Annotated in this window: 37 protein-coding genes; 33 read left to right on the forward strand and 4 right to left on the reverse strand. The window is 58.0% G+C overall.

Going from position 1 to position 20860, the window contains the following annotated elements; genetic code table 11:
- The first annotated feature begins 39 nt into the window (after positions 1-39).
- Positions 40-1062: a protease SohB gene (gene sohB / locus HNP46_RS28480; protein ID WP_184595778.1), complete on the forward strand. Its 1023-nt coding sequence runs from the start codon at positions 40-42 to the stop codon at positions 1060-1062.
- Positions 1063-1127: 65 nt separating this feature from the next.
- Positions 1128-1604 (forward strand): hypothetical protein, encoded by a 477-nt coding sequence (locus tag HNP46_RS28485; RefSeq protein WP_184595780.1) that lies wholly within the window; start codon positions 1128-1130, stop codon positions 1602-1604.
- Between the two features lie 3 nt (positions 1605-1607).
- Here HNP46_RS28485 and HNP46_RS28490 read toward each other — a convergent pair whose 3' ends face one another.
- Positions 1608-2282, reverse strand: a complete 675-nt coding sequence (locus tag HNP46_RS28490; protein ID WP_184595782.1) for a hypothetical protein — start codon at positions 2280-2282, stop codon at positions 1608-1610.
- Between the two features lie 151 nt (positions 2283-2433).
- Here HNP46_RS28490 and HNP46_RS28495 point away from each other — a divergent pair, with 151 nt between their 5' ends.
- The 13 genes from HNP46_RS28495 to HNP46_RS28555 all read left to right on the forward strand — a co-directional run bounded on the left by HNP46_RS28495 (position 2434) and on the right by HNP46_RS28555 (position 9931).
- Positions 2434-2772: a hypothetical protein gene (locus tag HNP46_RS28495; RefSeq protein WP_184595784.1), complete on the forward strand. Its 339-nt coding sequence runs from the start codon at positions 2434-2436 to the stop codon at positions 2770-2772.
- Complete coding sequence (locus HNP46_RS28500) at positions 2769-3185, forward strand: hypothetical protein (RefSeq protein WP_184595786.1); 417 nt, start codon at positions 2769-2771, stop codon at positions 3183-3185. The genes HNP46_RS28495 and HNP46_RS28500 overlap by 4 nt, the downstream gene beginning before the upstream one ends.
- Positions 3186-3199: 14 nt before the next feature.
- Positions 3200-3640 carry a hypothetical protein gene (locus tag HNP46_RS28505; RefSeq protein ID WP_184595788.1) on the forward strand — a complete coding sequence of 147 codons (441 nt, stop codon included), beginning with the start codon at positions 3200-3202 and terminating at the stop codon, positions 3638-3640.
- On the forward strand, positions 3637-4002 hold the full coding sequence (locus tag HNP46_RS28510) for a hypothetical protein (protein ID WP_184595790.1): 366 nt from the start codon (positions 3637-3639) through the stop codon (positions 4000-4002). The genes HNP46_RS28505 and HNP46_RS28510 overlap by 4 nt, the downstream gene beginning before the upstream one ends.
- A 9-nt stretch (positions 4003-4011) precedes the next feature.
- Positions 4012-4446, forward strand: a complete 435-nt coding sequence (locus tag HNP46_RS28515; protein WP_184595792.1) for a hypothetical protein — start codon at positions 4012-4014, stop codon at positions 4444-4446.
- The gene (locus HNP46_RS28520) at positions 4440-4793 is read left to right on the forward strand and encodes a hypothetical protein (RefSeq protein ID WP_184595794.1); all 354 of its coding nucleotides are present in this window, start codon (positions 4440-4442) and stop codon (positions 4791-4793) included. Before HNP46_RS28515 ends, HNP46_RS28520 begins: the two co-directional genes overlap by 7 nt.
- A 2-nt stretch (positions 4794-4795) precedes the next feature.
- Complete coding sequence (locus HNP46_RS28525) at positions 4796-5080, forward strand: septum formation initiator family protein (protein WP_311771848.1); 285 nt, start codon at positions 4796-4798, stop codon at positions 5078-5080.
- Positions 5081-5164: 84 nt separating this feature from the next.
- Positions 5165-6358 carry an AAA family ATPase gene (locus tag HNP46_RS28530; RefSeq protein ID WP_184595798.1) on the forward strand — a complete coding sequence of 398 codons (1194 nt, stop codon included), beginning with the start codon at positions 5165-5167 and terminating at the stop codon, positions 6356-6358.
- A gap of 34 nt (positions 6359-6392) precedes the next feature.
- On the forward strand, positions 6393-6734 hold the full coding sequence (locus tag HNP46_RS28535; protein WP_184595800.1) for a hypothetical protein: 342 nt from the start codon (positions 6393-6395) through the stop codon (positions 6732-6734).
- Positions 6735-6736: 2 nt separating this feature from the next.
- Positions 6737-7153, forward strand: a complete 417-nt coding sequence (locus HNP46_RS28540) for a hypothetical protein (protein ID WP_184595802.1) — start codon at positions 6737-6739, stop codon at positions 7151-7153.
- The gene (locus HNP46_RS28545) at positions 7150-8034 is read left to right on the forward strand and encodes a hypothetical protein (protein ID WP_184595804.1); all 885 of its coding nucleotides are present in this window, start codon (positions 7150-7152) and stop codon (positions 8032-8034) included. The genes HNP46_RS28540 and HNP46_RS28545 overlap by 4 nt, the downstream gene beginning before the upstream one ends.
- Positions 8035-8036: 2 nt before the next feature.
- Positions 8037-9422, forward strand: coding sequence for a hypothetical protein (locus HNP46_RS28550; RefSeq protein ID WP_184595806.1), 1386 nt, complete (start codon positions 8037-8039; stop codon positions 9420-9422).
- Complete coding sequence (locus HNP46_RS28555) at positions 9419-9931, forward strand: hypothetical protein (RefSeq protein WP_184595808.1); 513 nt, start codon at positions 9419-9421, stop codon at positions 9929-9931. Before HNP46_RS28550 ends, HNP46_RS28555 begins: the two co-directional genes overlap by 4 nt.
- Positions 9932-10208: 277 nt before the next feature.
- Here the strand turns inward: HNP46_RS28555 and HNP46_RS28560 are convergent, their stop codons facing one another.
- The gene (locus tag HNP46_RS28560; RefSeq protein ID WP_184595810.1) at positions 10209-10652 is read right to left on the reverse strand and encodes a hypothetical protein; all 444 of its coding nucleotides are present in this window, start codon (positions 10650-10652) and stop codon (positions 10209-10211) included.
- Positions 10653-11035: 383 nt separating this feature from the next.
- Here HNP46_RS28560 and HNP46_RS28565 point away from each other — a divergent pair, with 383 nt between their 5' ends.
- Complete coding sequence (locus tag HNP46_RS28565) at positions 11036-11470, forward strand: hypothetical protein (protein WP_184595812.1); 435 nt, start codon at positions 11036-11038, stop codon at positions 11468-11470.
- Between the two features lie 99 nt (positions 11471-11569).
- On the opposite strand, the gene HNP46_RS28570 is transcribed toward HNP46_RS28565, so the two are convergent.
- On the reverse strand, positions 11570-11935 hold the full coding sequence (locus HNP46_RS28570; RefSeq protein ID WP_184595814.1) for a hypothetical protein: 366 nt from the start codon (positions 11933-11935) through the stop codon (positions 11570-11572).
- Positions 11936-12102: 167 nt separating this feature from the next.
- Between HNP46_RS28570 and HNP46_RS28575 the strand changes: the two genes are divergently transcribed.
- The 17 genes from HNP46_RS28575 (at position 12103) to HNP46_RS28655 (ending at position 20012) form a co-directional block, all read left to right on the forward strand.
- The gene (locus HNP46_RS28575) at positions 12103-12918 is read left to right on the forward strand and encodes an HNH endonuclease (RefSeq protein WP_184595816.1); all 816 of its coding nucleotides are present in this window, start codon (positions 12103-12105) and stop codon (positions 12916-12918) included.
- Positions 12875-13207 (forward strand): hypothetical protein, encoded by a 333-nt coding sequence (locus HNP46_RS28580; protein WP_184595818.1) that lies wholly within the window; start codon positions 12875-12877, stop codon positions 13205-13207. Before HNP46_RS28575 ends, HNP46_RS28580 begins: the two co-directional genes overlap by 44 nt.
- Positions 13204-13698, forward strand: coding sequence for a hypothetical protein (locus HNP46_RS28585; RefSeq protein ID WP_184595820.1), 495 nt, complete (start codon positions 13204-13206; stop codon positions 13696-13698). The genes HNP46_RS28580 and HNP46_RS28585 overlap by 4 nt, the downstream gene beginning before the upstream one ends.
- Positions 13699-13716: 18 nt before the next feature.
- Positions 13717-14244 (forward strand): hypothetical protein, encoded by a 528-nt coding sequence (locus HNP46_RS28590; RefSeq protein WP_184595822.1) that lies wholly within the window; start codon positions 13717-13719, stop codon positions 14242-14244.
- A 4-nt stretch (positions 14245-14248) separates the two neighbouring features.
- Positions 14249-14605, forward strand: coding sequence for a hypothetical protein (locus HNP46_RS28595; RefSeq protein ID WP_184595824.1), 357 nt, complete (start codon positions 14249-14251; stop codon positions 14603-14605).
- Between the two features lie 178 nt (positions 14606-14783).
- The gene (locus HNP46_RS28600; protein WP_184595826.1) at positions 14784-15008 is read left to right on the forward strand and encodes a hypothetical protein; all 225 of its coding nucleotides are present in this window, start codon (positions 14784-14786) and stop codon (positions 15006-15008) included.
- Positions 15001-15483, forward strand: a complete 483-nt coding sequence (locus tag HNP46_RS28605; RefSeq protein WP_184595828.1) for a hypothetical protein — start codon at positions 15001-15003, stop codon at positions 15481-15483. Before HNP46_RS28600 ends, HNP46_RS28605 begins: the two co-directional genes overlap by 8 nt.
- The gene (locus HNP46_RS28610; RefSeq protein WP_184595829.1) at positions 15480-15668 is read left to right on the forward strand and encodes a hypothetical protein; all 189 of its coding nucleotides are present in this window, start codon (positions 15480-15482) and stop codon (positions 15666-15668) included. Before HNP46_RS28605 ends, HNP46_RS28610 begins: the two co-directional genes overlap by 4 nt.
- A complete protein-coding gene (locus HNP46_RS28615; protein ID WP_184595831.1) occupies positions 15665-15808 on the forward strand; it encodes a hypothetical protein in 144 nt (47 codons plus the stop codon). The genes HNP46_RS28610 and HNP46_RS28615 overlap by 4 nt, the downstream gene beginning before the upstream one ends.
- A 17-nt stretch (positions 15809-15825) precedes the next feature.
- Entirely contained in the window at positions 15826-16122 is a 297-nt protein-coding gene (locus HNP46_RS28620; RefSeq protein ID WP_184595833.1) for a hypothetical protein, read from the forward strand.
- A 5-nt stretch (positions 16123-16127) separates the two neighbouring features.
- Positions 16128-16757, forward strand: a complete 630-nt coding sequence (locus HNP46_RS28625) for a hypothetical protein (protein ID WP_184595835.1) — start codon at positions 16128-16130, stop codon at positions 16755-16757.
- 7 nt (positions 16758-16764) lie between these two features.
- Positions 16765-17490, forward strand: a complete 726-nt coding sequence (locus HNP46_RS28630; protein WP_184595837.1) for a hypothetical protein — start codon at positions 16765-16767, stop codon at positions 17488-17490.
- A gap of 48 nt (positions 17491-17538) precedes the next feature.
- Entirely contained in the window at positions 17539-18381 is an 843-nt protein-coding gene (locus tag HNP46_RS28635; RefSeq protein ID WP_184595839.1) for a hypothetical protein, read from the forward strand.
- A gap of 113 nt (positions 18382-18494) precedes the next feature.
- Positions 18495-19112, forward strand: a complete 618-nt coding sequence (locus HNP46_RS28640) for a hypothetical protein (protein ID WP_184595841.1) — start codon at positions 18495-18497, stop codon at positions 19110-19112.
- 40 nt (positions 19113-19152) lie between these two features.
- Positions 19153-19485, forward strand: a complete 333-nt coding sequence (locus tag HNP46_RS28645; protein ID WP_184595843.1) for a hypothetical protein — start codon at positions 19153-19155, stop codon at positions 19483-19485.
- Positions 19485-19769 (forward strand): ASCH domain-containing protein, encoded by a 285-nt coding sequence (locus HNP46_RS28650; RefSeq protein ID WP_221455155.1) that lies wholly within the window; start codon positions 19485-19487, stop codon positions 19767-19769. Before HNP46_RS28645 ends, HNP46_RS28650 begins: the two co-directional genes overlap by 1 nt.
- Positions 19770-19808: 39 nt before the next feature.
- Complete coding sequence (locus HNP46_RS28655) at positions 19809-20012, forward strand: hypothetical protein (protein ID WP_184595845.1); 204 nt, start codon at positions 19809-19811, stop codon at positions 20010-20012.
- A 357-nt stretch (positions 20013-20369) separates the two neighbouring features.
- Here HNP46_RS28655 and HNP46_RS28660 read toward each other — a convergent pair whose 3' ends face one another.
- A complete protein-coding gene (locus HNP46_RS28660; RefSeq protein WP_184595847.1) occupies positions 20370-20636 on the reverse strand; it encodes a hypothetical protein in 267 nt (88 codons plus the stop codon).
- Positions 20637-20860 lie beyond the last annotated feature (224 nt).

Consider the following 20860-nt stretch of genomic DNA (forward strand, 5'->3'; position numbering starts at 1 on the left):
GCGCCAGCGCCGCACAATCAACGATCACGAGGATCGCCGATGCAATACCTGTACGATTTCCTGCTCTTCCTGGCAAAAGCAGTCGTGCTACTCACCGCCGTGGCCATCGTGGCTTCCATCATCTTTGGCTCCAAATCCAAGGGTGGTGGAGAGGGGAACCTACGCGTGCGCTCTCTTAACACCTTCTACAAGAAGCTCAACAACGCCGTCGGCGCCGTGCTGCTACCCAAATCGCAAGTGAAGGCCCAGCGTAAGATGGAGGCCAAAGAGGCCAAGCTGGTGAAGAAGCTGGGCCTGAGCGCCACCCAAAAGCCCAAGGTATTCGTCCTGGACTTCAAGGGCGACCTGTACGCCTCCGCTGCCGAGAACCTGCGTCACGAAGTTACCGCGCTCCTGAGCCATGCGAAGGAAGACGATGAAGTCCTGGTGCGTCTGTCCTCGCCCGGCGGCACCGTCACCGGCTACGGCCTGGGCGCAGCTCAACTGGCGCGCGTGCGCGATAAAGGAATCCCGCTGACTGTTGCGGTCGACCAGGTTGCTGCCAGCGGCGGCTACATGATGGCCTGTATCGCCAACAAGATCATCTCGGCCCCGTTCGCTATGCTGGGCTCCATCGGCGTGGTCAGCCAGGTAACCAACGTACACCGCCTGCTGAAAAAGAACGATGTAGACGTCGAGCACTTCACTGCGGGCGAATACAAGCGCACGGTCACCATGACTGGCGAAATCACCGAAGAAGGCCGCGAGAAGTACCGGGAACAGCTGGCTGAGATCCATGAGCTGTTCCGTGATCATGTCAGCGCCTACCGCCCCGAGCTCGACATGCAGAAGATTGGGACTGGCGAGGCCTGGTGTGGAACCAAAGCGATGGAGCACGGCCTGGTTGATCAGCTCATGACCAGCGACGAGTATCTGCAGGATAAGGCCAATATGGCCGACCTGATCCATCTGGAGTTCCGCGCGCCGAAGCCCGGCCGCCTGAAGAAGCTCATGGGCGCCGAGCTGGCAGACTTCGTGGATGGCTTCCTGACTCGCCTGTCCTCCCGCTCCTCGGTAATCTGACCCTATCAGTTCAGCGCCGGGCCCAGCGCCCGGCCTGACTTAACTCCCGATCAGGCTCCCAGACGATGAATACCCACGAAATTGAGACTCCGAGCGGGCTGCGCTTTCACCCTGAGCCCGACGCCACCGTTCCGTTCCTGCGCCAGCCGGAAGCTGTAATTGCATCGGCTGGCCCGCAGCCGGGGAGCAGTTTGTACCTCTCCCTGCACCGCAGCGCCATGGAGCGCCTGATCAAGCATCGCAAGGCAAAGCTCACACCTGATCAACTGGCCGCCGGGGTAGAGCACGTGAAAGAGCTCACCGGCATCGTGATGAAGCCGCGCCAGCTGGCCGATATCCTGGATATCAGCCCGAGCGCCAAGATGCACCTGGCAGCGTTCGGCGAGTTCGGCCGGCAGTTCAACGACGCCCTGGGGTCGTACTTCCTCGGCTGCGCTTGGCCCACCGAGAAAGAAGTCGCCGCCGGCATCGATCTGCGGTCGTTCCTTTCCATCCTTCGCCGGCAGGCGGAGGCGATGGGCTACAAGCTCCACAAGGCATAATTCTCAGATACCAAGCTCTAGCGCCATCGAAGACGTGGCAGCCGTGTCTGACGCTCGCTCGATCAGATCTGCGGTGCGGTACTTGATGGCCATGGCATCAATGTCCTTCTGGCTCAATGAAGCATGTTGAATCCCGAGCTCAGCCAACAAAGCTTCGTCGAAAGGGCCTGTCCCTGCATTTGTCCCCAAACAGAGCCAGTTCTTAAGTCTATTAGCATCTTCGGCGAGGAACATCGCGAGCGGTTGCACCAATCGCACTCCAGCGCCAGCCTCCACTTCTTCCAGCAGTAGGTATGTGCTGTTGAGCGAGGGTTGGAGGTTCCTGCCCACGAGTGGATGGATTGCCAGTTCATTGGCAAAGCCTACGAGAGCATCTATGCCGACCTGATCAACACGCATGGAGAGGTCTGCCGGGACGTGCCAGCGCTTTGCTCGATAGGCTTTGTCCTGGAGAGACACTGCGCCAAAGACCTCGGCCAATACCAAACCGAGGAAGGCATGGTGATCAGGAATCCCAAACTGCTCATCCCAGAGACCAGCAATGGCTTTGCATTGGCTCTTGGAGTAGGGCCCATGATTGAGCCTGGATGCTGCGCAGTCGTAAACAAAGGCATCCCGACCGTCCTGCTTTGCGATCACTCGCTCAATAAAGATCTCGCGGATTATCCCCACAGCCATTCACCTCAGTTCTTCAACTATTCCTTGAGTCTGACGAGTGCGCCCGTGCGACGTCCAGGGCTCACCAAATTTCCAGCGCAGCTACCAGGTGTCAGAGCGAATAGCTGCTGATATGATGCCACCCTGCAATTTCATGCTTAAGGATGCACCTGTGACTGCTCTGTCCTCCACCCCAAGCCTTCCCAAATTCGGGGTAGGTTCGTTCGTAGTCCTCGGGCCGCTGTTCCGCTTTGCCCATGGCATCTACGGCTACACCGTGACAGAGCGCACGCTGACTGCCGAGATAGAGCATCCGCCGCTGCGTTGGTTCTCCCATACTGCTGCGGCATGCGAGATCGAAGACCTGGTGCGCAACGGGCAGGAGGGCGTGGTTTTCTACCCATCCAAGAGCTCCCAGGATCGTGCTGAGGCACTGAAGGTACTTCAGGAGTCCAGCAACAGGGTCTATCCGGACAAGGTCGAACGCCTGGTCAAGGTTCATTTCGAATGAAAGCCTCCCGAATCGCTCCCGACTTCAAGCAATCCAGGACGAAGGATCTGGCAGCAATGGCTTGTGAAGTGCTGGTGGATCTGGCCCTGGGCACCGCGTTCCTGGTTGTTGTCTTCGCCGCCGGCTTGAGCTTTAAAACGAGCCTCGCTGCAGATCGTCTGCTTCCATTTCTTATCTTGGCCTGCACGGTGATGGGCATGCATGCCATGATCGGCTTCCGTGCTCGAAGCATAGGCACGCTCTCGTTCTACGGATTCGTTGCCGGGGTGCTTATGGAGCTAGGGCTGCATACCTTTGGTGTTGTCAGCTACCTGCTGATCACAGGAGGTTGCATCTGCATGGCCATCTTCGCGCTCTGCTACTGGTTCGCACGCCCGCAATACAAAAACGGCAGAAAACCCAGCTACTTCTAGGATGAGGTAAACCCATGCAAGACCAGAACAATCAGGGCACCAAGACCCCCATAGCTCGTGCACTCGGCTTTGCGTGCCTGAAATTCGCCCAGGTGCTTATGGCCATCGGCCTGATGCTCTTGATCTGGGCCTGTTTGCTCGGTTCCTGGAACTGGCCAAATTTGCTTCTTGCTGCGGCCGTGGTGGTCGGCATGTTCCTGGCCCAGGGGCATGGGTTCAAGCACGTGGTAGGGATGATTGGCTGCGCTATCGCAAGCGGCTGGATGCTACGTCTGATTAATGAAGGCATAGACATCCACTCTCGAAGTATCACCAACGAGCAAGCAACCATCTTCGCAGTCGCTACCGTTTGCGGGTATGTGGTGTTCTACATCGCCTGCTACGTATACGGGGACAAGCACTTCAGGGCTTGGCTTGGTACCAAAACCAAGCCGGCGGAGAAGCCTGAAGCATGAGCATCGCAATATCGATCAAAAACAGCCTTATGACATCCACCGCTAGGTTCGCAAAGACCTGGTTGTGGGGCCTCTGCGTGGGCGCTCTGATGCTAATCGCCGTCGAGTGCATCTTCATCTCGGCCTCTCTGGCCCTGCAGCTGCCAGACACTCAGCTGGTCAGCGCCACCATTTTGCTCGCCATCATTGTTCTGGGAGCAATCTTCGGCGATTCCGTGTGTTTACTGATGATGTCAGGGGTATCGGCCAGCTGTGCCTTTCTCATCCCGAGCCACCAAGCCCTGTATGGACTGGTTGCTCTGGGCTGCTTGGCTTCGTACCTCATGATCTGCCTGTTCCGCTTCAAACATGCATCTGACTAGGAGTCCAGCATGGCCGAATCCATTTCCCTGATCGACAGCGAATGCTCGCTGCAGAAGAAGATTGCCGCCGCCTTTGAGCTTCTGCGCGCGTGCGCAGTCCTCGATCCTGGCACCGAGGACGAGAAGTCCGAGCTGTTGGACGACATCAAGGCCGCTGAGTACTCCATTGAAGATGTCAAAGACCGGCTGTTCGAGCGCTTCGTCGGTGCTTCGCGCAAAGCCGTCTACCACCGGCTTTCTGATCTTGTGCCTGGCCTCTACGAGATGCCGGAGTCCGAGTGGCCGGCGGCCTTGAAACTGCCTGCCGACAAGATCGAGGCGTGGTCGGACACTCTCACCCCTCTGGAGAAGTACTACTTCGAACACCACCGGGGGCACATGATTTTCCACGCTGTCACACTTCACGCCGAGTTCGGCCCCGAACCATTGGAGGAAGCATGCTGAAGAAACTGCAGGCGGCATTCGACGAGCAACTGCCTGAGAGCCGGGCAGCATTCAACCTGGTGAGCAAGTACGTCAACTACGCCTTGCTGGCTCTCTACAGCAGCATACTTCTCTTCCAGCACCAGCCGACCCATCACTATATTCTCAGTGTATTCGTGACCTGTCTGTGCCTGGTCTGTGCCGTTTGCAATTCCTTCGCCAAAGAGGGCCCGCCGAACTGGCGACTGATGCTCAAGCAGAACCTCTACCGTATGGGTTTGAGCATTCAGGCACTTGCCGTCGTTGGCGCCATGTTCTTGGCCTATGACGCATACAGCCACTACCCATTCCTGTTGTCTCAGGCCTGACTGTGCGCTTCATGAGCCCCTACTGGCTGTTCCCCGTACTGCTCGGCACCCTGGGCGGACTCCAGTATCGCCTCTGGATCGGTGAGGGCAGCATCCAGAGCGCTCAGCGCCTGCAGGAGCAAATCCTCACCCAGCAGGCTGAGAATGAGCGCCTGGAGATGCGCAACCACATGCTCGCCGCCGAGGTGGCTGAGCTTAAATCTGGAGCCGAAACGGTAGAGGAGAGGGCGCGCGGTGCTCTCGGAATGGTAAAGCAGAACGAACGGTTGTATTTGCTGGCCAGATGACGCCAATGTGTTGGTAGCAAACCCTCCTTTTGTGTAAAATTGGCAGATCGGCAAGACTGCCGAGCGAATTTTACAGGTGATGTGATGGACTACTACCAACTGGCAGAGCTTGTCCCGGATGCCGGCGCCAGCGTCAACTACGACGCCCTCTACGCGCTGATCCCCGACCTTCTGCTCCTCGCAGACTCCCCTGGCGACCCGATCTGGCACGCCGAAGGCGATGTGCTGACCCACACCAAGATGGTCGTCGAGGCGATGATCAACGGCCAGGCCTACGCATCTGCGTCGGCCGAGGATCGCTTCATTCTCTTCTACGCCGCTCTGCTGCATGACATCTCGAAGCCGGCAACTGCCGTGATCGAGAACGGCAGGGTGAGCAATCCGAACCACTCTCCACGTGGCGCCATCGACACCCGTATCCTCCTGTGGCGTGCAGGCGTACCCTTCGCTGCCCGTGAGACGATCTGCCGACTGATCCGCGTGCACCAGGTGCCGTTCCACTGCCTGAAAGGTGACCGCAAGGGCAACAGCCCCGAGTTCATCATCGACCGGCTGTCCTGGGAGGTGCCGATCTGGATGCTGGCAGCCCTGGCGGAGGCGGACATTGAGGGCCGCATCGCCGAGGACATGCAGAAGGTGCTCGATGACATCGAGGTCTTCGCGCTGTTGGCCGAAGAGCGTGGCGTGCTGCGCACACCCCAGAAGTTCGCCAGCGTGTACACCCGCATGCGCTACTTCGATGGCGCCAACGTACTTCCTGAGTTCGAGCTGTTCCAGGAAGTCGTGGGCCCCGAGGTGATCGTCATGTGTGGCCTGCCGGCGAGTGGCAAGAACACCTGGGTTTCGAAGAATGCGCCGGGCCTTCCGGTTGTCTCCTTCGACGACGCCCGTGATGACTTGGGACTGCGGCACGGGAAGAACGAGGGCATGGTGGCTCACCACGCTACCGACCTGGCCAAGAAGCTGCTGGCCTCGAAGACACCCTTCGTCTGGAACGCCACGCACCTGAGCGATCAGATGCGCAGCAAGACACTGACCCTGTGCCACAACTACCACGCCAACGTGCGCCTGGTGTATCTGGAGCACCCGGAGGCAGTGCTGCTCTCGCGCAATAGCAAACGCGACAGCTCGCTCACCAACGCCGGACTGCTGGGCATGCTGCACAAATGGGAGCTTCCATTGCCCTGGGAAGCTGCCAGCGTCGAGTACTACGTCGAAGAGAAGCCGGCGCCGCGCAAGGCCAAGGCTGTTCAAACCACAGAACCGGGCGGCCGTTAAGCCGCCTCGTTTTTATCCGCGAAGGAAGCAGACCATGAGCAATTCTCCGAGATCGATCATCGTTGGCCCGGCTGAACAGGTCGGCACCAACTGGATTCCGCGCATCATGTCGCCGGAATCTTCGTCCATGGAAACCCAGTTCATCCGTGCGAACGACAAGTTCACGGAAGAGCAGTGCAACACCTTCCTGGACGAAAAGGCCCAGATGTACCGAAGCAGCGGCATGCGTGTGATCCGGGTAAAGACCATGGAAGAACGCGACACCATCCTGACCTTCGTCCGCCAGAGCGCTGAAATGGCCATCAGCGGGCTGATTTCCCGTGCTAAGACCCACGGCCACGAAGACTCCTCCAAAGCTTTCTCCCTCGCGTCCTGACCATGCATCCTTACATCCTCGCCAAGTTGTTGCGTGACCAAGCTGACCAGGTTCTTTGCCAGCTAGAGCTGCTTAGCGACAAGTTCAAGGATCTGCCCAGCGGAAAGCTCACCGGAGCCACGTATCACGGTCTTGGCCAGGCCCTGGAGGCCAGTCTTGAGCAGTTCCAGGCTGCTGTGCCGGCGCTCAAGCTCGAAGCCGAACGCCACGAGCGAGCCATCTGCGAAAGTCTACTGCCAAAGCTCCGCCCATTTGTTGGCAAAATCGAGCACCTCTATGCCGGCGACCTGGCGCAGATCCCTGGAGTTGAAGAGGGCGAGCTGCTGTACATGCGCCTGAAGTCCATCGAAGACGTCGATTTCTGCATGCTCATCGCACACTGCGAGAAGATGTGCGGTGATCAGGGAATTGAGTCGTGAGCCAACCCAAGAGCAAGGTAATCCAGATGTCGGAAGGGGCATTCACTCTGCTCGATGGCCACCTGCAGAGCGCCAGTATGTCGCTGGGCATCGCCCTCAAGGAGTGCGAGTCGTCAGAGATCGCTGCTCTCGCGGAGCGCCTAAGCATCCTGAAGGTCGGTGTCGATGGGGCCCGAAACTTCCTGTCAACCGAGAGAATCCAGGTGCTTGATAGCTCCGGCGTTGCCGGAATTGGCGACCTGGGGGTGACCGGATTGGCTCTTGGCGACCTGCTGGAGTTGATCGCCCGAATCAAGGCCACGCCGGCCGCCGAGATCGAGGCTCTGCTCAAAGCGCTACCTGACTATAAGCTCGAGGCGATCAAGAATATCGCCGTCAGGCGCGACGACATGACATCGGTGATGTTGTACTTGCTTCGTTTTCGCCCTAGCGTACAGCTGAATGTCGGCGGCTCATTTTTCCACATAATAAGCTGTACTCACCGCATAACTGCCATGCCAAACCCTACTGTGTGGTTCTCCGCCATCAAGGGTTCACACACCCTGAGTGGCGGGACTATTCAGCCGTACAATGAAGAAGCCATCGCTCATCGTTTTGGCATGAGGGCCCATTGCAGGGAGGTGAATCTTGTAGCCACCAATGGGCCAACCGTGATTCGCCTGAACGGCAATATCGCCATTGACCAAGACATTGACGATACCACTGCAAACGTCCATTGCTCGAGTTTCCATGATGGAACCTTCCAGTGCACCGTCGATTCAAACGGCCAATTCCCAGAGTTCATTCATGACATCCTCAGCGAGCTTAAGCCCCTTGCAATTAAGCTAGCGCTCGGCGAGGCGCTACGTAAGATCGTGCGCGATAAATCCCCCCTGGAGTAGAAATGACTGAAGTGCCCAAGGTTCTCGCCGATGTGAACGTCGAGCGCGACAGCAGCAAGCGCCTGCTGCACATTATCCCGGCCATGAAGGTTCCGGCATCCGTCCAGGCCATGATCAAGCATGGTGACGTGTCCCTCTCGATCTCGTCGTCACTGGGGCAGAACGTTCTTCCGGAGGGTGGGGTGGTACTGCGGCGCCCGTACCCCAACCCGATTTTCATCGTGGCCGGCTCCAATAACTCCCGCAACGGATGGGTGGTGGAGTTGCCTGATGGGCTCGATTTCCTTGAGTTGTCGTTCATCTGGAGCTTCTCGAACCCGCGCTTCATCCACAAGCTCATGCAGCAGGCGGCGTACCTGAAACCTGAGTATCTGCCGGCAGGTGACAGGTGGGTTGTCGAACACGACATCACGATCTGCCTCAAGCCCGGTACCGGCAACACGTTCACCTTCGACAGCGCGTTCTGGTCGGGGCAGAAGCCAGTTGCAGCACCGATCTACACTAAACCGGTTGGCCACCTGTTCTTTGAACAAGAGGGGTCGAAAGGTCTGTCCTTCAGGACTGCATCCGGTAGGGCGCTCCTGGGTGAGCGCGAGCAGATCATCGGCTACGACATCGACGAATACGTGGTGATTCACGGTGTCCCGCTCGAGAAAGCAATGCTGACGATCAACGCCCACCAGGAGGAGCAACTCCACGAGCTGACCCACGCCGAAGGCTTCTCTACAAACACCGAAGAGCATCGGGCCAATGGCGCCCATGAGATGCCGGCGTCCGTACTGTGGCGCGCGGTCATGGAGGCCAGGCGCATTCCGTTTGACTTCAATTCGCTCCTACGCACAGAGCACCCCGGCGCCGGCTGGGCTGAACACCACCCAGCACTGAAGACGATCACGGACTGGTGGAAGTCAGCCGAGCGCCCTGGCACCCGACTGGAGCCTGGCATGGCCATGCTCTGGGTGCGCGTTGAGGACAACGATAAATACCACTGCGGCAACCCAGAGCTTCCTGGCACCAGCATCGCAGGCTTCCTGCAAGATAGGTGCTCGCAGGCTACTGTCGGACAGCATCTTCTGGTTCGATTCAATTGTGGGGTAAAGGACTTCACCTTCGACGAAGGCTGTTTCACCACGAAACTCCTGAATGGCTCCGAGGAGACCGAGGTCGGCATCGGTCGGGATGAATACCGGGCAGGTGAGTACGACGAGGCTACATTCAGCCTGGCGGCCCTGGCCGGCCTTCCTGAACGCTATCCTGAGGCCTGGCGCCAGCTTGTGCAGATGAAGGAGAGTGAGTCACCCGGTGTTCCTGACATCTCTCTCGAGGAGATTGTGCGTGCAGAGATCGGCGGCAGCGCTAACAAGGGCCGTCAAGGCGAACCAGTATGACGGAAGTAGATACTCTCTGGCGGCTGACCATCAACGAGCTGCCAACAAACGTCCAGTGCGATCCGTGGGTTATGGCCTTCTCGCTGGTGTGCCCCAACTGGATCTTCAGGTCGCGATTCCAGGTCGGCTTTACGTGCGGTCTGATCGAGGGGGATATGCCTGACGTGGTCGCCTGGCGACCGCTTCAGTCCTGGAAGGAAGCTTCCCGCGAACTCCCTCATGCTGACCGGACAGATCTGGAGCAGATACTTGGGGTGCAACTGCCACCGGGCCCGGCTCTCCCTGATCCCTTAGGGACTCTTGGAGAGGAGCATTACCCGCGCGTGATCGAGAAGGTTAAACGCCTGGGGGTTCGCCCATACTGGTGCAATGCAAAGGGCGAGTGTATGTGCGCGGGCTGCGCTAACCGCCATTTGTCGATTCAGGAGTTTGACTGCTGGATGAAGTACTCTCCCGAGAACATCGCCGTTTCTCGCTCCAGGCGCCAGTGTGAGGCCGACCATGATTGAGTCCAACATCTGGAAGGCAGTATCATTGAGGCTGAGTGTGCAAGTGCCTTCCCGCTCTCTAAATCCAGACAAGGCCCGCGTAGCGCCAGCCCCGGCCAGATCGTAAAGACGAGTAGGGGTGCGAGACAGGTAGCGGCTGTCCACCCCTTTTAGACTTGAGCTGGCCGACAGCTTGTCCGGTGCAACACTCTTGATTACTCTGCAGGCAAGATTAACCCCCACGCCTCTGACTGGTCGCATCCAGGCACGCGCACCAGGGGGTTAGTTGCTTCTGGGGTTACGCTCTGCAGGCGCCGGCCGTTACTTTCGCGCCAGCCTTGAGCATGTCGATGGCCATGTGAGCTTCGCGCAATGCTGGGCCATTTACACCACTGCCTTTGTTCGCAAATTGGCTGTGCAGGCCCTTTCGAAGCGCCTCCCAGTCCTCAGCAGTGGCCATACTGGCCGACCACTCACTGCGATTGAAGTACCAGTGGTACCCACGGTGATGCTGGAACTTTGCAGGGGGTAGGGCCTGGTAACTCCACATGGCGTAGCGAGCTAGCAGCCCCTCAGCCTCGTAGCTGAAAAAGCCGCCGTCGGCGACGTCTTTCAAGCCCAGGGTGCCGTCCTGGTTCTTCTCCCAGGTCGCGGTGAAATCGCGATCAGCCTCGTACACGCAGCCCCAGGCAGCAGCGATCATCCGAAGCAGCTTCAGATCGGTCTGTTGCACGACAGACATGACAATCCCCAAACAGGTTCGCGGCCGCACGGCGCCGGCCAGGCACACTTAGGAGAATAGCGGGGGTGTGGGCAGGGGGCAACGCCAGAGCATGGCCGAATTGGTTGGAAATTGCAGAAGGTTGTGCGGGGAGGCGGGCAGCCCGATGTTCTGAGCCACCCTGGGGACTGAAGGGGGAGGAGACCCCTCTTCTCCGGGCTCCTCAGTCCTTGAGCCCAGACTACGCCTGACTTTCCTGGCGCCCTTGACTTGAGTCAGGAATTTCAAACAGTTGTTTGAACGAGAGCTGAACGGGGCGCTAAATGGCTGCGAAATGGCCTTAGGCTAGCTTCAGCCCTTGCTCCATTGTGATACTGCCGTAGAACGAGCACAGGAGGAGGATCATGTACTACGTTCTCGACGTGTCCTTTGAGACAAAGTGGTTGACCTTCAATGACCGCGACCCTGCAGTGGTGGCTCAGTGGCTGATCGACAACAATCGCTACCCGGCGGTGAAGACTGACATCCATGACGGCTTCTGGGTTTCCAGGAACGAAGACTTCCACTTCGGCTCTGCCGGCCTGATCAACAGGTTCGTGGAACACTTTGTCCCTGATGCCCTGAAGATCCGCGACGAGCGCGTAAAGGCACGCTTCGCCGACCTGGGCCCTATGGGCCAGGAGCTTGCAAAGGAAGCCATCAAGGCCCTGGACGAGATGCGCGAGCGCGCTACTCGGCGCTTCGAGGAGGAGTTTCCTCCAGCGCAGGTGATTGAAGTCATTCCTGTCGCCGTGAGTCTTGTCCGCCCAAAAAAGACAGAGTCTGAGTTCTCCCTCTGAACCCGAATATCAAGAAGGCTCAGACTTCGTCTCCAGAGTGGATTGTGCGCTGCGAAGCAGCACGACGTGTGATCGCCCCTCGGAACGTCTAGCACCGAGCTAGTAGCCGGGGCAGTTGGCCTTGAACACAATCTGCGCAAGCTTTTGCGCACTCTCAGAATCTGCACCAGACGTTCTATTAAGACGTGAGTCTTGAAAGTACAGGTAGAGCTTGTTGGCATCGCCGAGGAAGACCGTTGCCTTTTCCCAGCCGGTATAGGCGCCGAGACGATTCTTCGAGTTCATCTCTACACAATAGCTGTTCTTGCCGGGCTTCTTGAGGATGTTGCGCAGCATCACCGAGCTAGGGTCAATGAGATTGCTGTGCTTCATCAGCAACTCTTTGATGTTCTCTTCGTCGCTCTTGGCGCAGCCGGCGAGCATCAAGGGGAAAGCGAGTAGGGCGAGTATGCCTGCGGACTTCATACGACCTTCCGTGGTTGCACAATGATGTGCTCATAGTATCCGTCAACATCTGCGACTCACAATAGCCACGATGCCAGGCCGGATGAGACCTGCCCTAAAGCTCCAAAATGTGACACAATGACATGATGAGGCCCAAGAGGGCCAAGGTTCTGCTCAAGGAGAGCGAAATGGCCTTCACCTGGGAAACGCGAATGATCGCCGCAGCACGTTGCGGTGGGGTTTGTGCGAATCCGGCTTGCAATCGCTACCTGTTCGGGCCTGCGCTCGACGGCGAGAAATTCGTCGCCGTGTTGGAGGGAGCCCACATCGTAGCCGAATCCCCGAACGGCCCTCGACACCGTGTTCTATACCTTGGCGGGTATGATGATCTCGACAACTGCATTCCGCTTTGTCGTCCTTGCCATCACGTTGTTGACCATCATCTGAATTGGAACTTCTACCCAGAAGAGATGCTCAGACGTTGGCGCGAAGATGCAGAGTTAATGGCAGAACAACGACGGGGGACACCGATCAATGTGCCGTTCTTCGATCCAGCCAAAGCTCGTAAAGTGCGCGATGAGTTTTCTCAAAAGCTTGGTGCGATCCTCGACCTAATGTTTACTCGATACGAACAATGCGGCTCTCTCCATCGTGACGCCATTATGCAACTACACTTTGGCGGAAGAGGATTCCAGCCAGGCATTTGGAGTACAGAGTCTTCCGCCAGATCGGAAGACTTTCGTGTTGCTTACCAGCAAGACCGACTTGTAAATCTAATGTCCAAGATAAGCACGCACTTACACTGCCGCAAGTGGTATATGCCATCCAATTTCGGCCTGGAGAATCATGAGCGCTTTAGACCTATTATGTATGGCGCACACGAACAATGGGCTAAAAACCAAGATGATATTTATGAGAATCATCTGCTGATGCTTCTTAAAGAATTCAGGACTATGGCGCATGAGTTCATCGCCATGGTCAGAGGTGCCTATAGTGGGATCTGAGAAAGAGCTCATCGGCGAACTTTCGCCCTCAGAAAAGAAAATGATCCTGGAGTACCGGCAGGGAGAGGCACGTAGGAAGGCAGTCGCGGCCTTCCGCCTGAAGGTACTGAAGGTCGCCTACGAGTTTGAAATTTGGCTTCAAAGCCATGACGAGGACAGCTCACTCGGGGTCTTTACCTCGAACTTCGGCTACAAGGAAGACGACTTCAAACTTGTCTACAAGGCGGTGACCCAGCTCCGCCGGCTTTCAGGAAATCTACTGCCGGTGGACGAGGAAACCGTCGATTGATCCGAAATACCAAGGCTGAGCAGCGCTCCATCGTGTTCGAGGCTGCTCCGCTCATTGATTTGTTGAAACCCCCGAAGACCGTACTTGAAGCTGCGAAGGAGCCCGAATTCTTCGGAACGAGGGAAGGGATAGCCAACCTACCTGCTCCCTTCAACACGGGCGAATGGGTCTCCTGTTCCATGGTAGAGCCACACCGGGATATCTTCTGGAGCGGTCGACGCTTCGTGCTGCTGGTTCTGGAGTCATCGCACACTGTCAGCGTGATGAAATCCATGTACAGAGGGCTTACCATCCCGACCAGGCCGGGGATGCTCTTCACTATCAACCCAACTCAGCTCCACTGGTGCTGGCCTGACAATGGGTGCTTCGGCAGTCCATTCATTGCCTTGCACTGGGATGTGGCCACCCGTGAGATCGACGGATTCATCGACAAGCTGGTCGCGCACATCCGTGAAATCACGCCCCTCATCGAGGATGGGGTGCTCGAGTAACCAAGATAGAGACTTGCGATGACGATCAAGGTGACCCAGGCTGAGGAGCGGACTTACCAGTTCTGTCCGGATGCCATGGCCAGGCTGATTGCCGTTCCCCAGAAAGTGAAGGATGCAGCACTCAATCCGCGCGTGACGACTTACCAGGCGGGGATTATGAACCTGCCGGCGCCGTTCAATACAGCCGATGCATGGGTCTGCTGCAGGATTCTCCAACCGCATACCGACCCGGACTTTAACGGCAAGCGCTTCATCACCCTGGTCGTCGAGGCATCCCACCAGATCGGTATCGTTCGTAACGGCCAGGCTGGCTACGAGGTTCAAGGTCAACCGGGTCTGCTGTTCACCTTCAACCCCAATCTCCTTCACTGGTGCTGGTACAACGAAGACGTCGAGAACCCCCGATTCATCTGCCTGCAGTGGGAAGTTCCAGTGAATAAGGTCGACCAGGTGCTTGAGGAACTCGTCGCCGAGCTCTCTGCGGTGGCGCCGCTCAATGATGCAGCCGAGCTTCCCCTGACACGCTTCCACGACTTCCAAGGTTAAGGCCATGAATACTCGATCAGGCAAAGAAAGGATCTACGGGCCCAGCAAGCTGCTGGACTATCACTCCGCTCAGTTTGCGGCCGGCGCTGAGCGCTTCCGGAAAGGGGCGCTGAGGCAACGCTGGGACGCGGCTCCAGCCTGGGCTAACTGCTTCATCAAGCCTACCGAGTACGGGGTGAGGGAGGGCGGCCTCGACCCCGACGACTACCGTTGGGCCAACGTGAACGAACTGGGCAATGCCACCCTGGGGGAGCATGACGGCGCTGAGGTTGTAAGCGTGCTGGTGGAGCACGATTCGCTCTTCAGCATCTGCGAGAAGCGGCCGTCGCCGGAGATGCTGGTGGTTGCAGAAGGCCGATAGACCAGCTCCTTTATCAATTAATTGTCAGCTCCAGCAGGACGTGAGAGGATGCCCGCCACCCATGTTGCTGGTGCTGACTGCACATGCTCACCAACGGCCATTGCCCGATTCATAGGGGCCGGGCGCCTGACCGCCTGCTCCTGATTCGCATCAGTTCCTCGCCAGAGGCCTTCAGCTGATGCATCGCTTTGACCCCTCCCGCCTCAGTGAATGGCTCAGCCATCACCAGTTCACCCGAGTCGAAGCTTTCGGCCTGAAGTTCGGCGCCATCGCCTTGCTGATCGTCGTGGTTTCCGTCGTGGTCTCGATCAAGATGCTCATCCAGCACCTTTGGCGCCGCCGGCAAGACGAAAGGGCGCGCCGCGCCTCGATCAACGAATCCAGGGAAACTCCCAATGAATAACCGCGTGCTCCCGAACCAGCTTACAACCTGGGCTGGCCAGGCTACTGCCTGCGTCGAATTCTTCGACTGGCAGCTGCAGAACGTTGACACCCATTACCGCACCCAGGAAGAGGAGATCGCCGCCTACCTGGATCAGCAAATCGAGGCAGAAGGCCGCGCGTTGCGCGAAGAGTGCGAGGGTGGCCGGGCGTACATCCAGCTCTTGGTGGACATCAAGGCGCGCCACCCGCGCCTGGCCGAGCTGACCATCGCCAAACTCGAGCTCGACCTGGCCGGCAACACCGGCCCGGCACTACGCCTCATTAACGGCGAGCGCCTGACTACAGGGCTTGATGACGATTATGTGCTCGAGACCCAGTGCTACAACCGGCAGCGGCCTGCGCCGGCACTGCAAAAGCTCTCGCTGCGAGATCGGCTCAAGGGGCTCATCGGCATCGGCGGCATTGATCGCCATGAGCGCAGCCCGGTTCTATGAAGCGCCAGCTCCGTAACTATGCCGTGTTCGCCGCCGGCCTTCAGCTGTTCGGGCTGCTCATGACGCAGGCCACCAACCAGCTCGCTGCTGGGACGATGACTATGCAGTACAGCCCTTGGCCATGGGCGGCCGGCGCGCTCGCCTGCGGGGCTTTCTGGGCCCGCCAGGCGGTAACCGCAAAATGACCCATCAGCAAGATCCGGACTGCTGCGTGCTTTCTCAGGTGCTCGTGGAACTCATGCCTGAAGAAACGCCGGGGCAGTGGCATCTACTCATGAAGCAGCAGCTGGAGTCGTTCGTAAACGGCCTGCAGCAGATCAGATAACCAGACGAGAAGTCCTCATGAAGCTTTCCTCCTTCGAAATTGGCTGCACGGCCCTGGCCGGCGGCATGGTCATCGGCGCCATCGGGTGCAAAGTGGTTGCAGACAAAAACGAAGCCCACGTCAGCGCGATGTCTGCCTCCAAGGTCTTCGAGATCGATGTCACCAAGCTCAACCTCCAGGCACCTGGCTGCGTTCTCCGGGGAGAGGACGGCGTGGCTATCGACGCTGAGGCGTTCTTTAAGGGCGCCGCGAAGACTCCATTCCGTGGCTCGCTGACCCAAGCATGCCTCGCCGAACAAAACGCAAAGGGATAATCAGGATGCAGACCCCCTCTGAAGGTTACGGCCACTTCTTCAAAAACCATGTCGGCGATGTAGAGCTCAACGCCCTCGTCATGCTCCAGGACATCATCTCCAGTCCGATCCCGCACAACACGTTGGCGAAGGACAGAAAGGAGAACCTGGAAGATCCTGGTGCCGTGGCCAGCGCTGAATTGCGAGCCGCATGGTTTGCCGGCTTCATGATGATCGCCAGGAGCTTTGGCCTTGGAATCTTCAGGCTGCCGGGCAAGGACAACGACAGTTTCAACCGGGGCCTGGGTCAGTTGGCCAACTTCATCTGCGGCGAACAGTCAGGGCAGGGTGACCACCCGGCCGCGCAGATGATCCTCAAGCAGGTCTACAACAACCTGGAGACCATCGAGACCTTCACCTCGCGCCACACTTGCCTCAAAGACACGGAGGCGAGCTCCCTGACGCTCCAGGCCGTGGCCGAGATCGTGAAAGCCACAACCAGCAACACCGACCTGATCGATCAACTCAAAGACGTTCATCCCCTGGAGTCTCCCGAGGTGCAGATCCAGCTGATGTTCCGGGGCCTGGCCGAGGTGATTCGCAACACCTCCGGCAATGCCGATCTAGCCGACAAGCTTTCCGATTTCTCTTTCTGAGCCGTTCATGACCAAATTCCAGAGTGCCCAGCATCTGCACCAACTCCCTTCAGAAATCCTAAATCAGGCGCAGCGTGACGAGCTGATGCATCTGGCAAGCCTGTTCCCGGCAGAGAAACTCGATGCAGTGCCTATGACCAAGACGAAGATGCTTCAGGAGTTCGTCTGTGGGTCGGTGCATATCGAAGGAAACTGCTACACAGAGCAGGAGGTTCATCAGTTCCTAAAGAACAAGCACACAGCCGGGGGCAAGCCGCTCTACGCGGCCACCATGATCCAGCATCACTGGGAAGGTATTATCTGGGCGATGCTGGCCACTCCTGCGCAGGTCACTTCACCTCTTGAGGTGTTGCAAATGCGCAATCGCCTGGCTGAAGGGGTGCATAAACTGCCGAGCCTGCAGGTCGTGGAATGGAAAATCCTCGAAGACATGATGAGGGCGGCCAAATCACTCCCTAACCCCTTCGACCGCGCCATCTTCCTCCACTGCTACATCAGCCTGCTCAGTCTGTATGACGGGATCAACTGCACCGGGCGGATGTTGCAGGTAGCGGCCTTGGCGTCCTGTGGAATCACGCCGCTCCTGACTCTCCCGGAAAACCTCAACCTTTACCACTACGCGTTAGCGCAGTTTCAAGGGGCAATGGATTACAGCCCTTACGTTGATCTGTTCTTGGACAACTACCGGCGTCAGACTGAGAAGCTGCTCAAGCAGCAGCACATGGTGTCATAGTGAAATGATGTGCTAGAGTCGCTGTACTCTGAACCACAGGCAACGACTATGGAAGTGAAAGCCTCGATGATCCCTGCGGGAGATGGAGAAGTCCTCTACCTCCTGAATGACTATGAAGGTCTCTCGATCAGCGGGATCTTGAAGGGGCCTGCCGGCTTCGATTTCGAAGCCCAATTCGAGGTGTTCCGCGAAGAGGCTTACGCAAAGGCCGAAAGCGAAGGGGAGAGCTTCTGCTATCCGTCCGCCAGCGACTTCGAGGCCTGGTTAAGGGAAACAGGTCGTCTCAACCCAGTCCCGGCCGTTGGTGTAACCATCACCACCAGGGAGAGCTTGCTCAGAACCCCCTATGAGCCAAGCCACTGGGAAGACTGTCCTTCCTGCCGCAAAGGCAAGGGGGATCACTGCCAGGGCGACATCCTTAGCCATCTGAACCGCCAGCACATCTGCCTAAAGTGCACGCGCTGCGGTTTTAAGTGGAACCACCAGGCCGTGCCCTGTGACGAGAAGTTGCCAATGGTCGATGACGATGGCAGCTTCACGAGAAACGGCTGTGTCCCCTACACGGTCAGCAAGGTCACCGGAATCCCGTTCACCACCATTCTGCCTCTTTGCATCGAACGGGGCTGGGATGAGAGTGGAATGGATTACTGGAAGGCCATTGAGCTGATGAAAAAGCTTGGATTCAATGCCTATCCTCGCCCTTTGACCATGATTCAAGAGAGCGGGAAGAAAACGCTAAACCGCCTGCTCAACGCTCTCCGACCGGACAGGACTTACATCGTCGCAACCCATGGGCATTGGCTGCCGGTGGTGAAGGGCCAGAACCTGGACAACAACGAGACCCACCTCGGCACTCTCGTCCAAATGTGCTGGGAAGTCTTACCCGCTTGACTTCCATTTGGTGTCAAAGTGACATAAACTCTGCACCATCGGAGTTACCCGGAAATTGCAGCCAGCGAGGTCAGCTAGATGATGCGGCCTCGCTCCTGTGCAAGGAGCACAATATGCAGCAATTCGTTCTACAGGATTCCCGCAGCCTGCTGGGCAGCCGCGTTTACTTCTGGGCGGACAGTGGTTACACCACCGACATCACCCAGGCGCGCCTTTTTACCAAAGAGTCGGCTGTCAGCCAGCATGAGTGCCGCGAAACCGACGTGCCGTGGCCACTCGACTACCTGACGCCGCATGCGAAGCCTGCCGTCGACCACCAGTACCTCAGCGATGAAGAAGCCCTGGCGACGCCGAATCCATCCGGGCGTTTCTTCATCCAGGCCTATCATCGCTGGGACGGCAACGATCTCTACTGGATGTCTGCTGCCGGCGGCATGAACACCAATCTGGCAAGAGCAGGGCGCTTCACCGAAGCTGAAGCGAACGAAATACTGGCCGAGCGCCCCGAACTGAAGGTCTGGCCGGTCGAGTATGTGTTGGAGAAGGTGAGGCTGGTGATCAAGGCCGATGACATCAGCCGGCAAGTCGCCCTGAAGGATACTGGCATCCAGCTCATCCGCCGCAAACCCAAGTACATCCCGATGAACTGCTGCAGCTGTGGCCGGTTCATCTCCGAAACTCTGCGCTACGTGCAGGACTGCCCGAACTGCGGTCAGGACAACAGACCCTGATCGTTCGACGCACGACTTTCTGCTTCTTCTAGGAGGCTCCATGAACGCACTCGAAATCACCGGCTACATCGTCCTGTCTCTGATTTCGCTCGCCGGCCTGGCGCGCTTTTCGGTAGTCGTCGGCGCCTCGATGGTCGCCGGCAAGGTGAATTTCCGCGCCTTGGCACGCGATCTTGTCATCCTGACGTCTCTCTTCGCCGGGGCCGTACTGACTCTGTACTCCACCGGTCTGCCTTTGCTCTCGGCATACACGGCCGTCCTGGTCAGCATGCTGCTGGTAGAAGGGGGGATGGTCTTCATCGGCTGGTGGGTATTCGGACGTCGTGAGGAGCGCGCGCTGCAGGCTGAGATGCGCGCCCTGGGCGTCCACTGATGGGCTCGATGCTGCCAAAGGATCTGCACCTCAACCTGAAGCGAATCCACTTCGAGGACATCCGCGCCGGCACCAAGCTCTTCGAGTACCGGCTGCGGTCGAAATGGGGCAAGCGCATCGAGGGGAAGTCCTTCCGGAACATCTACCTGAAGCTCGGCTATCCTTCGAACGACCAGGTCAACCGCATCCTGGAGCGTCCCTGGCACGGCTACCACGTCGAGTGGATAGTGCATCCCGAATTCGGGCCGGACGCTGTAGAAGTCCTGGCAATTCGGGTAAACTGATCGGCTGACAAGTTGTCAGCACCTACTGGAGCGACAACTATGCGTCCGTACAGCCCGAACACAAACAAAGGCCGCACCGTGGCCGGCGACGACATTCGCGACGGCACCAAATCCTGGTCGGAGAGCAGCGCCAAGGCCATGCGCCACGCCGCGAGACAGGAGGCAGAACTCGAGATCCGTGCTGTCTTCGGCGATCCTGGCCCATGCCCCTGCTGCGTGGATCAGTACCCCGAGGCAGCCTGATGTCCGCTGACCACCCTCTGCCGGCACCAGGAGACGTACTCGTTCCAGGGGCCTGTGGACTGAGGGTGCGCTGAGGCGCTACAACGGCCTTGATGTGACCAATTTGAGTTGGACTAAAGGCCCGATGGGCCAAACAGCCTCAATCCAAGGGATCGTGGTCGGTAACGTCTCACGCCTTTCGCCAAAATCGCCCTGGATCATCCGATTGAATGGCTTCCAGTGGTGGCTACCGCCCAGCGGCATCGCAGCTTACTGGCATTACTCTCCGGTGAGCTCCGAATTACGCCTGCCTGCTGCCAAAGCGCACCTGGCAAAAATTTTTACAGCCAGGCCTCTACCTGCAACGGAGGGTTAGCGTCAGCCCCGCCAGCTCTCGTACCGCAGATACGCCCGTTTCCTGCCATGACTGATGATCCTCTCAATCTGATCCGGAAGCCTCAACCAGATCCAGAGTCCCCAAAGCACAAGCGCGAGAAAAGCGGCGACAGGGAAAAACCAAATCGCTGAGGCAAAGACCTTGTCAGGGGCGGAGTTGAAGAACCAGGTGGTGTCGCCAATCCAAGAGTCAAAATGACCAATGAAGCAGTAAGCTGCCTGTAGGTAGAATGGAGTGACGATGGTCATTGCGAACAGAACCTTCAGCGTCTTCGCAACTACTGGCCACACATCTTTCACGAGCCATGGCTTTAAACCGAGCCAGAAGTAGAACCCGCGTGATCGCATCGAGGAGGCCTCCTGGCCATAAGCTGGGAATGCAATTTAGCACCAATTGCACCGACATGACTCCTTTCCTTGTATATTGCTCACGATTTTGTAAGACCTTGATCGCACCTCGCCGGCAGCGCCGG

This window comes from Pseudomonas nitroreducens (assembly GCF_014204515.1).
Taxonomy (GTDB): Bacteria; Pseudomonadota; Gammaproteobacteria; order Pseudomonadales; family Pseudomonadaceae; genus Pseudomonas; species Pseudomonas nitritireducens_A.

Excerpts from the sequence above, each read along its gene's own strand:
- sohB (WP_184595778.1), top strand. The coding sequence starts at position 40 with ATGCAATACCTGTACGATTTCCTGCTCTTCCTGGCAAAAGCAGTCGTG.
- HNP46_RS28485 (WP_184595780.1), top strand. The coding sequence starts at position 1,128 with ATGAATACCCACGAAATTGAGACTCCGAGCGGGCTGCGCTTTCACCCT.
- HNP46_RS28490 (WP_184595782.1), bottom strand. The coding sequence starts at position 2,282 with ATGGCTGTGGGGATAATCCGCGAGATCTTTATTGAGCGAGTGATCGCA.
- HNP46_RS28500 (WP_184595786.1), top strand. The coding sequence starts at position 2,769 with ATGAAAGCCTCCCGAATCGCTCCCGACTTCAAGCAATCCAGGACGAAG.
- HNP46_RS28505 (WP_184595788.1), top strand. The coding sequence starts at position 3,200 with ATGCAAGACCAGAACAATCAGGGCACCAAGACCCCCATAGCTCGTGCA.
- HNP46_RS28510 (WP_184595790.1), top strand. The coding sequence starts at position 3,637 with ATGAGCATCGCAATATCGATCAAAAACAGCCTTATGACATCCACCGCT.
- HNP46_RS28515 (WP_184595792.1), top strand. The coding sequence starts at position 4,012 with ATGGCCGAATCCATTTCCCTGATCGACAGCGAATGCTCGCTGCAGAAG.
- HNP46_RS28520 (WP_184595794.1), top strand. The coding sequence starts at position 4,440 with ATGCTGAAGAAACTGCAGGCGGCATTCGACGAGCAACTGCCTGAGAGC.
- HNP46_RS28530 (WP_184595798.1), top strand. The coding sequence starts at position 5,165 with ATGGACTACTACCAACTGGCAGAGCTTGTCCCGGATGCCGGCGCCAGC.
- HNP46_RS28535 (WP_184595800.1), top strand. The coding sequence starts at position 6,393 with ATGAGCAATTCTCCGAGATCGATCATCGTTGGCCCGGCTGAACAGGTC.
- HNP46_RS28540 (WP_184595802.1), top strand. The coding sequence starts at position 6,737 with ATGCATCCTTACATCCTCGCCAAGTTGTTGCGTGACCAAGCTGACCAG.
- HNP46_RS28550 (WP_184595806.1), top strand. The coding sequence starts at position 8,037 with ATGACTGAAGTGCCCAAGGTTCTCGCCGATGTGAACGTCGAGCGCGAC.
- HNP46_RS28555 (WP_184595808.1), top strand. The coding sequence starts at position 9,419 with ATGACGGAAGTAGATACTCTCTGGCGGCTGACCATCAACGAGCTGCCA.
- HNP46_RS28560 (WP_184595810.1), bottom strand. The coding sequence starts at position 10,652 with ATGTCTGTCGTGCAACAGACCGATCTGAAGCTGCTTCGGATGATCGCT.
- HNP46_RS28565 (WP_184595812.1), top strand. The coding sequence starts at position 11,036 with ATGTACTACGTTCTCGACGTGTCCTTTGAGACAAAGTGGTTGACCTTC.
- HNP46_RS28570 (WP_184595814.1), bottom strand. The coding sequence starts at position 11,935 with ATGAAGTCCGCAGGCATACTCGCCCTACTCGCTTTCCCCTTGATGCTC.
- HNP46_RS28575 (WP_184595816.1), top strand. The coding sequence starts at position 12,103 with ATGGCCTTCACCTGGGAAACGCGAATGATCGCCGCAGCACGTTGCGGT.
- HNP46_RS28580 (WP_184595818.1), top strand. The coding sequence starts at position 12,875 with ATGAGTTCATCGCCATGGTCAGAGGTGCCTATAGTGGGATCTGAGAAA.
- HNP46_RS28590 (WP_184595822.1), top strand. The coding sequence starts at position 13,717 with ATGACGATCAAGGTGACCCAGGCTGAGGAGCGGACTTACCAGTTCTGT.
- HNP46_RS28595 (WP_184595824.1), top strand. The coding sequence starts at position 14,249 with ATGAATACTCGATCAGGCAAAGAAAGGATCTACGGGCCCAGCAAGCTG.
- HNP46_RS28600 (WP_184595826.1), top strand. The coding sequence starts at position 14,784 with ATGCATCGCTTTGACCCCTCCCGCCTCAGTGAATGGCTCAGCCATCAC.
- HNP46_RS28605 (WP_184595828.1), top strand. The coding sequence starts at position 15,001 with ATGAATAACCGCGTGCTCCCGAACCAGCTTACAACCTGGGCTGGCCAG.
- HNP46_RS28610 (WP_184595829.1), top strand. The coding sequence starts at position 15,480 with ATGAAGCGCCAGCTCCGTAACTATGCCGTGTTCGCCGCCGGCCTTCAG.
- HNP46_RS28615 (WP_184595831.1), top strand. The coding sequence starts at position 15,665 with ATGACCCATCAGCAAGATCCGGACTGCTGCGTGCTTTCTCAGGTGCTC.
- HNP46_RS28620 (WP_184595833.1), top strand. The coding sequence starts at position 15,826 with ATGAAGCTTTCCTCCTTCGAAATTGGCTGCACGGCCCTGGCCGGCGGC.
- HNP46_RS28625 (WP_184595835.1), top strand. The coding sequence starts at position 16,128 with ATGCAGACCCCCTCTGAAGGTTACGGCCACTTCTTCAAAAACCATGTC.
- HNP46_RS28630 (WP_184595837.1), top strand. The coding sequence starts at position 16,765 with ATGACCAAATTCCAGAGTGCCCAGCATCTGCACCAACTCCCTTCAGAA.
- HNP46_RS28635 (WP_184595839.1), top strand. The coding sequence starts at position 17,539 with ATGGAAGTGAAAGCCTCGATGATCCCTGCGGGAGATGGAGAAGTCCTC.
- HNP46_RS28640 (WP_184595841.1), top strand. The coding sequence starts at position 18,495 with ATGCAGCAATTCGTTCTACAGGATTCCCGCAGCCTGCTGGGCAGCCGC.
- HNP46_RS28645 (WP_184595843.1), top strand. The coding sequence starts at position 19,153 with ATGAACGCACTCGAAATCACCGGCTACATCGTCCTGTCTCTGATTTCG.
- HNP46_RS28650 (WP_221455155.1), top strand. The coding sequence starts at position 19,485 with ATGGGCTCGATGCTGCCAAAGGATCTGCACCTCAACCTGAAGCGAATC.
- HNP46_RS28655 (WP_184595845.1), top strand. The coding sequence starts at position 19,809 with ATGCGTCCGTACAGCCCGAACACAAACAAAGGCCGCACCGTGGCCGGC.
- HNP46_RS28660 (WP_184595847.1), bottom strand. The coding sequence starts at position 20,636 with ATGACCATCGTCACTCCATTCTACCTACAGGCAGCTTACTGCTTCATT.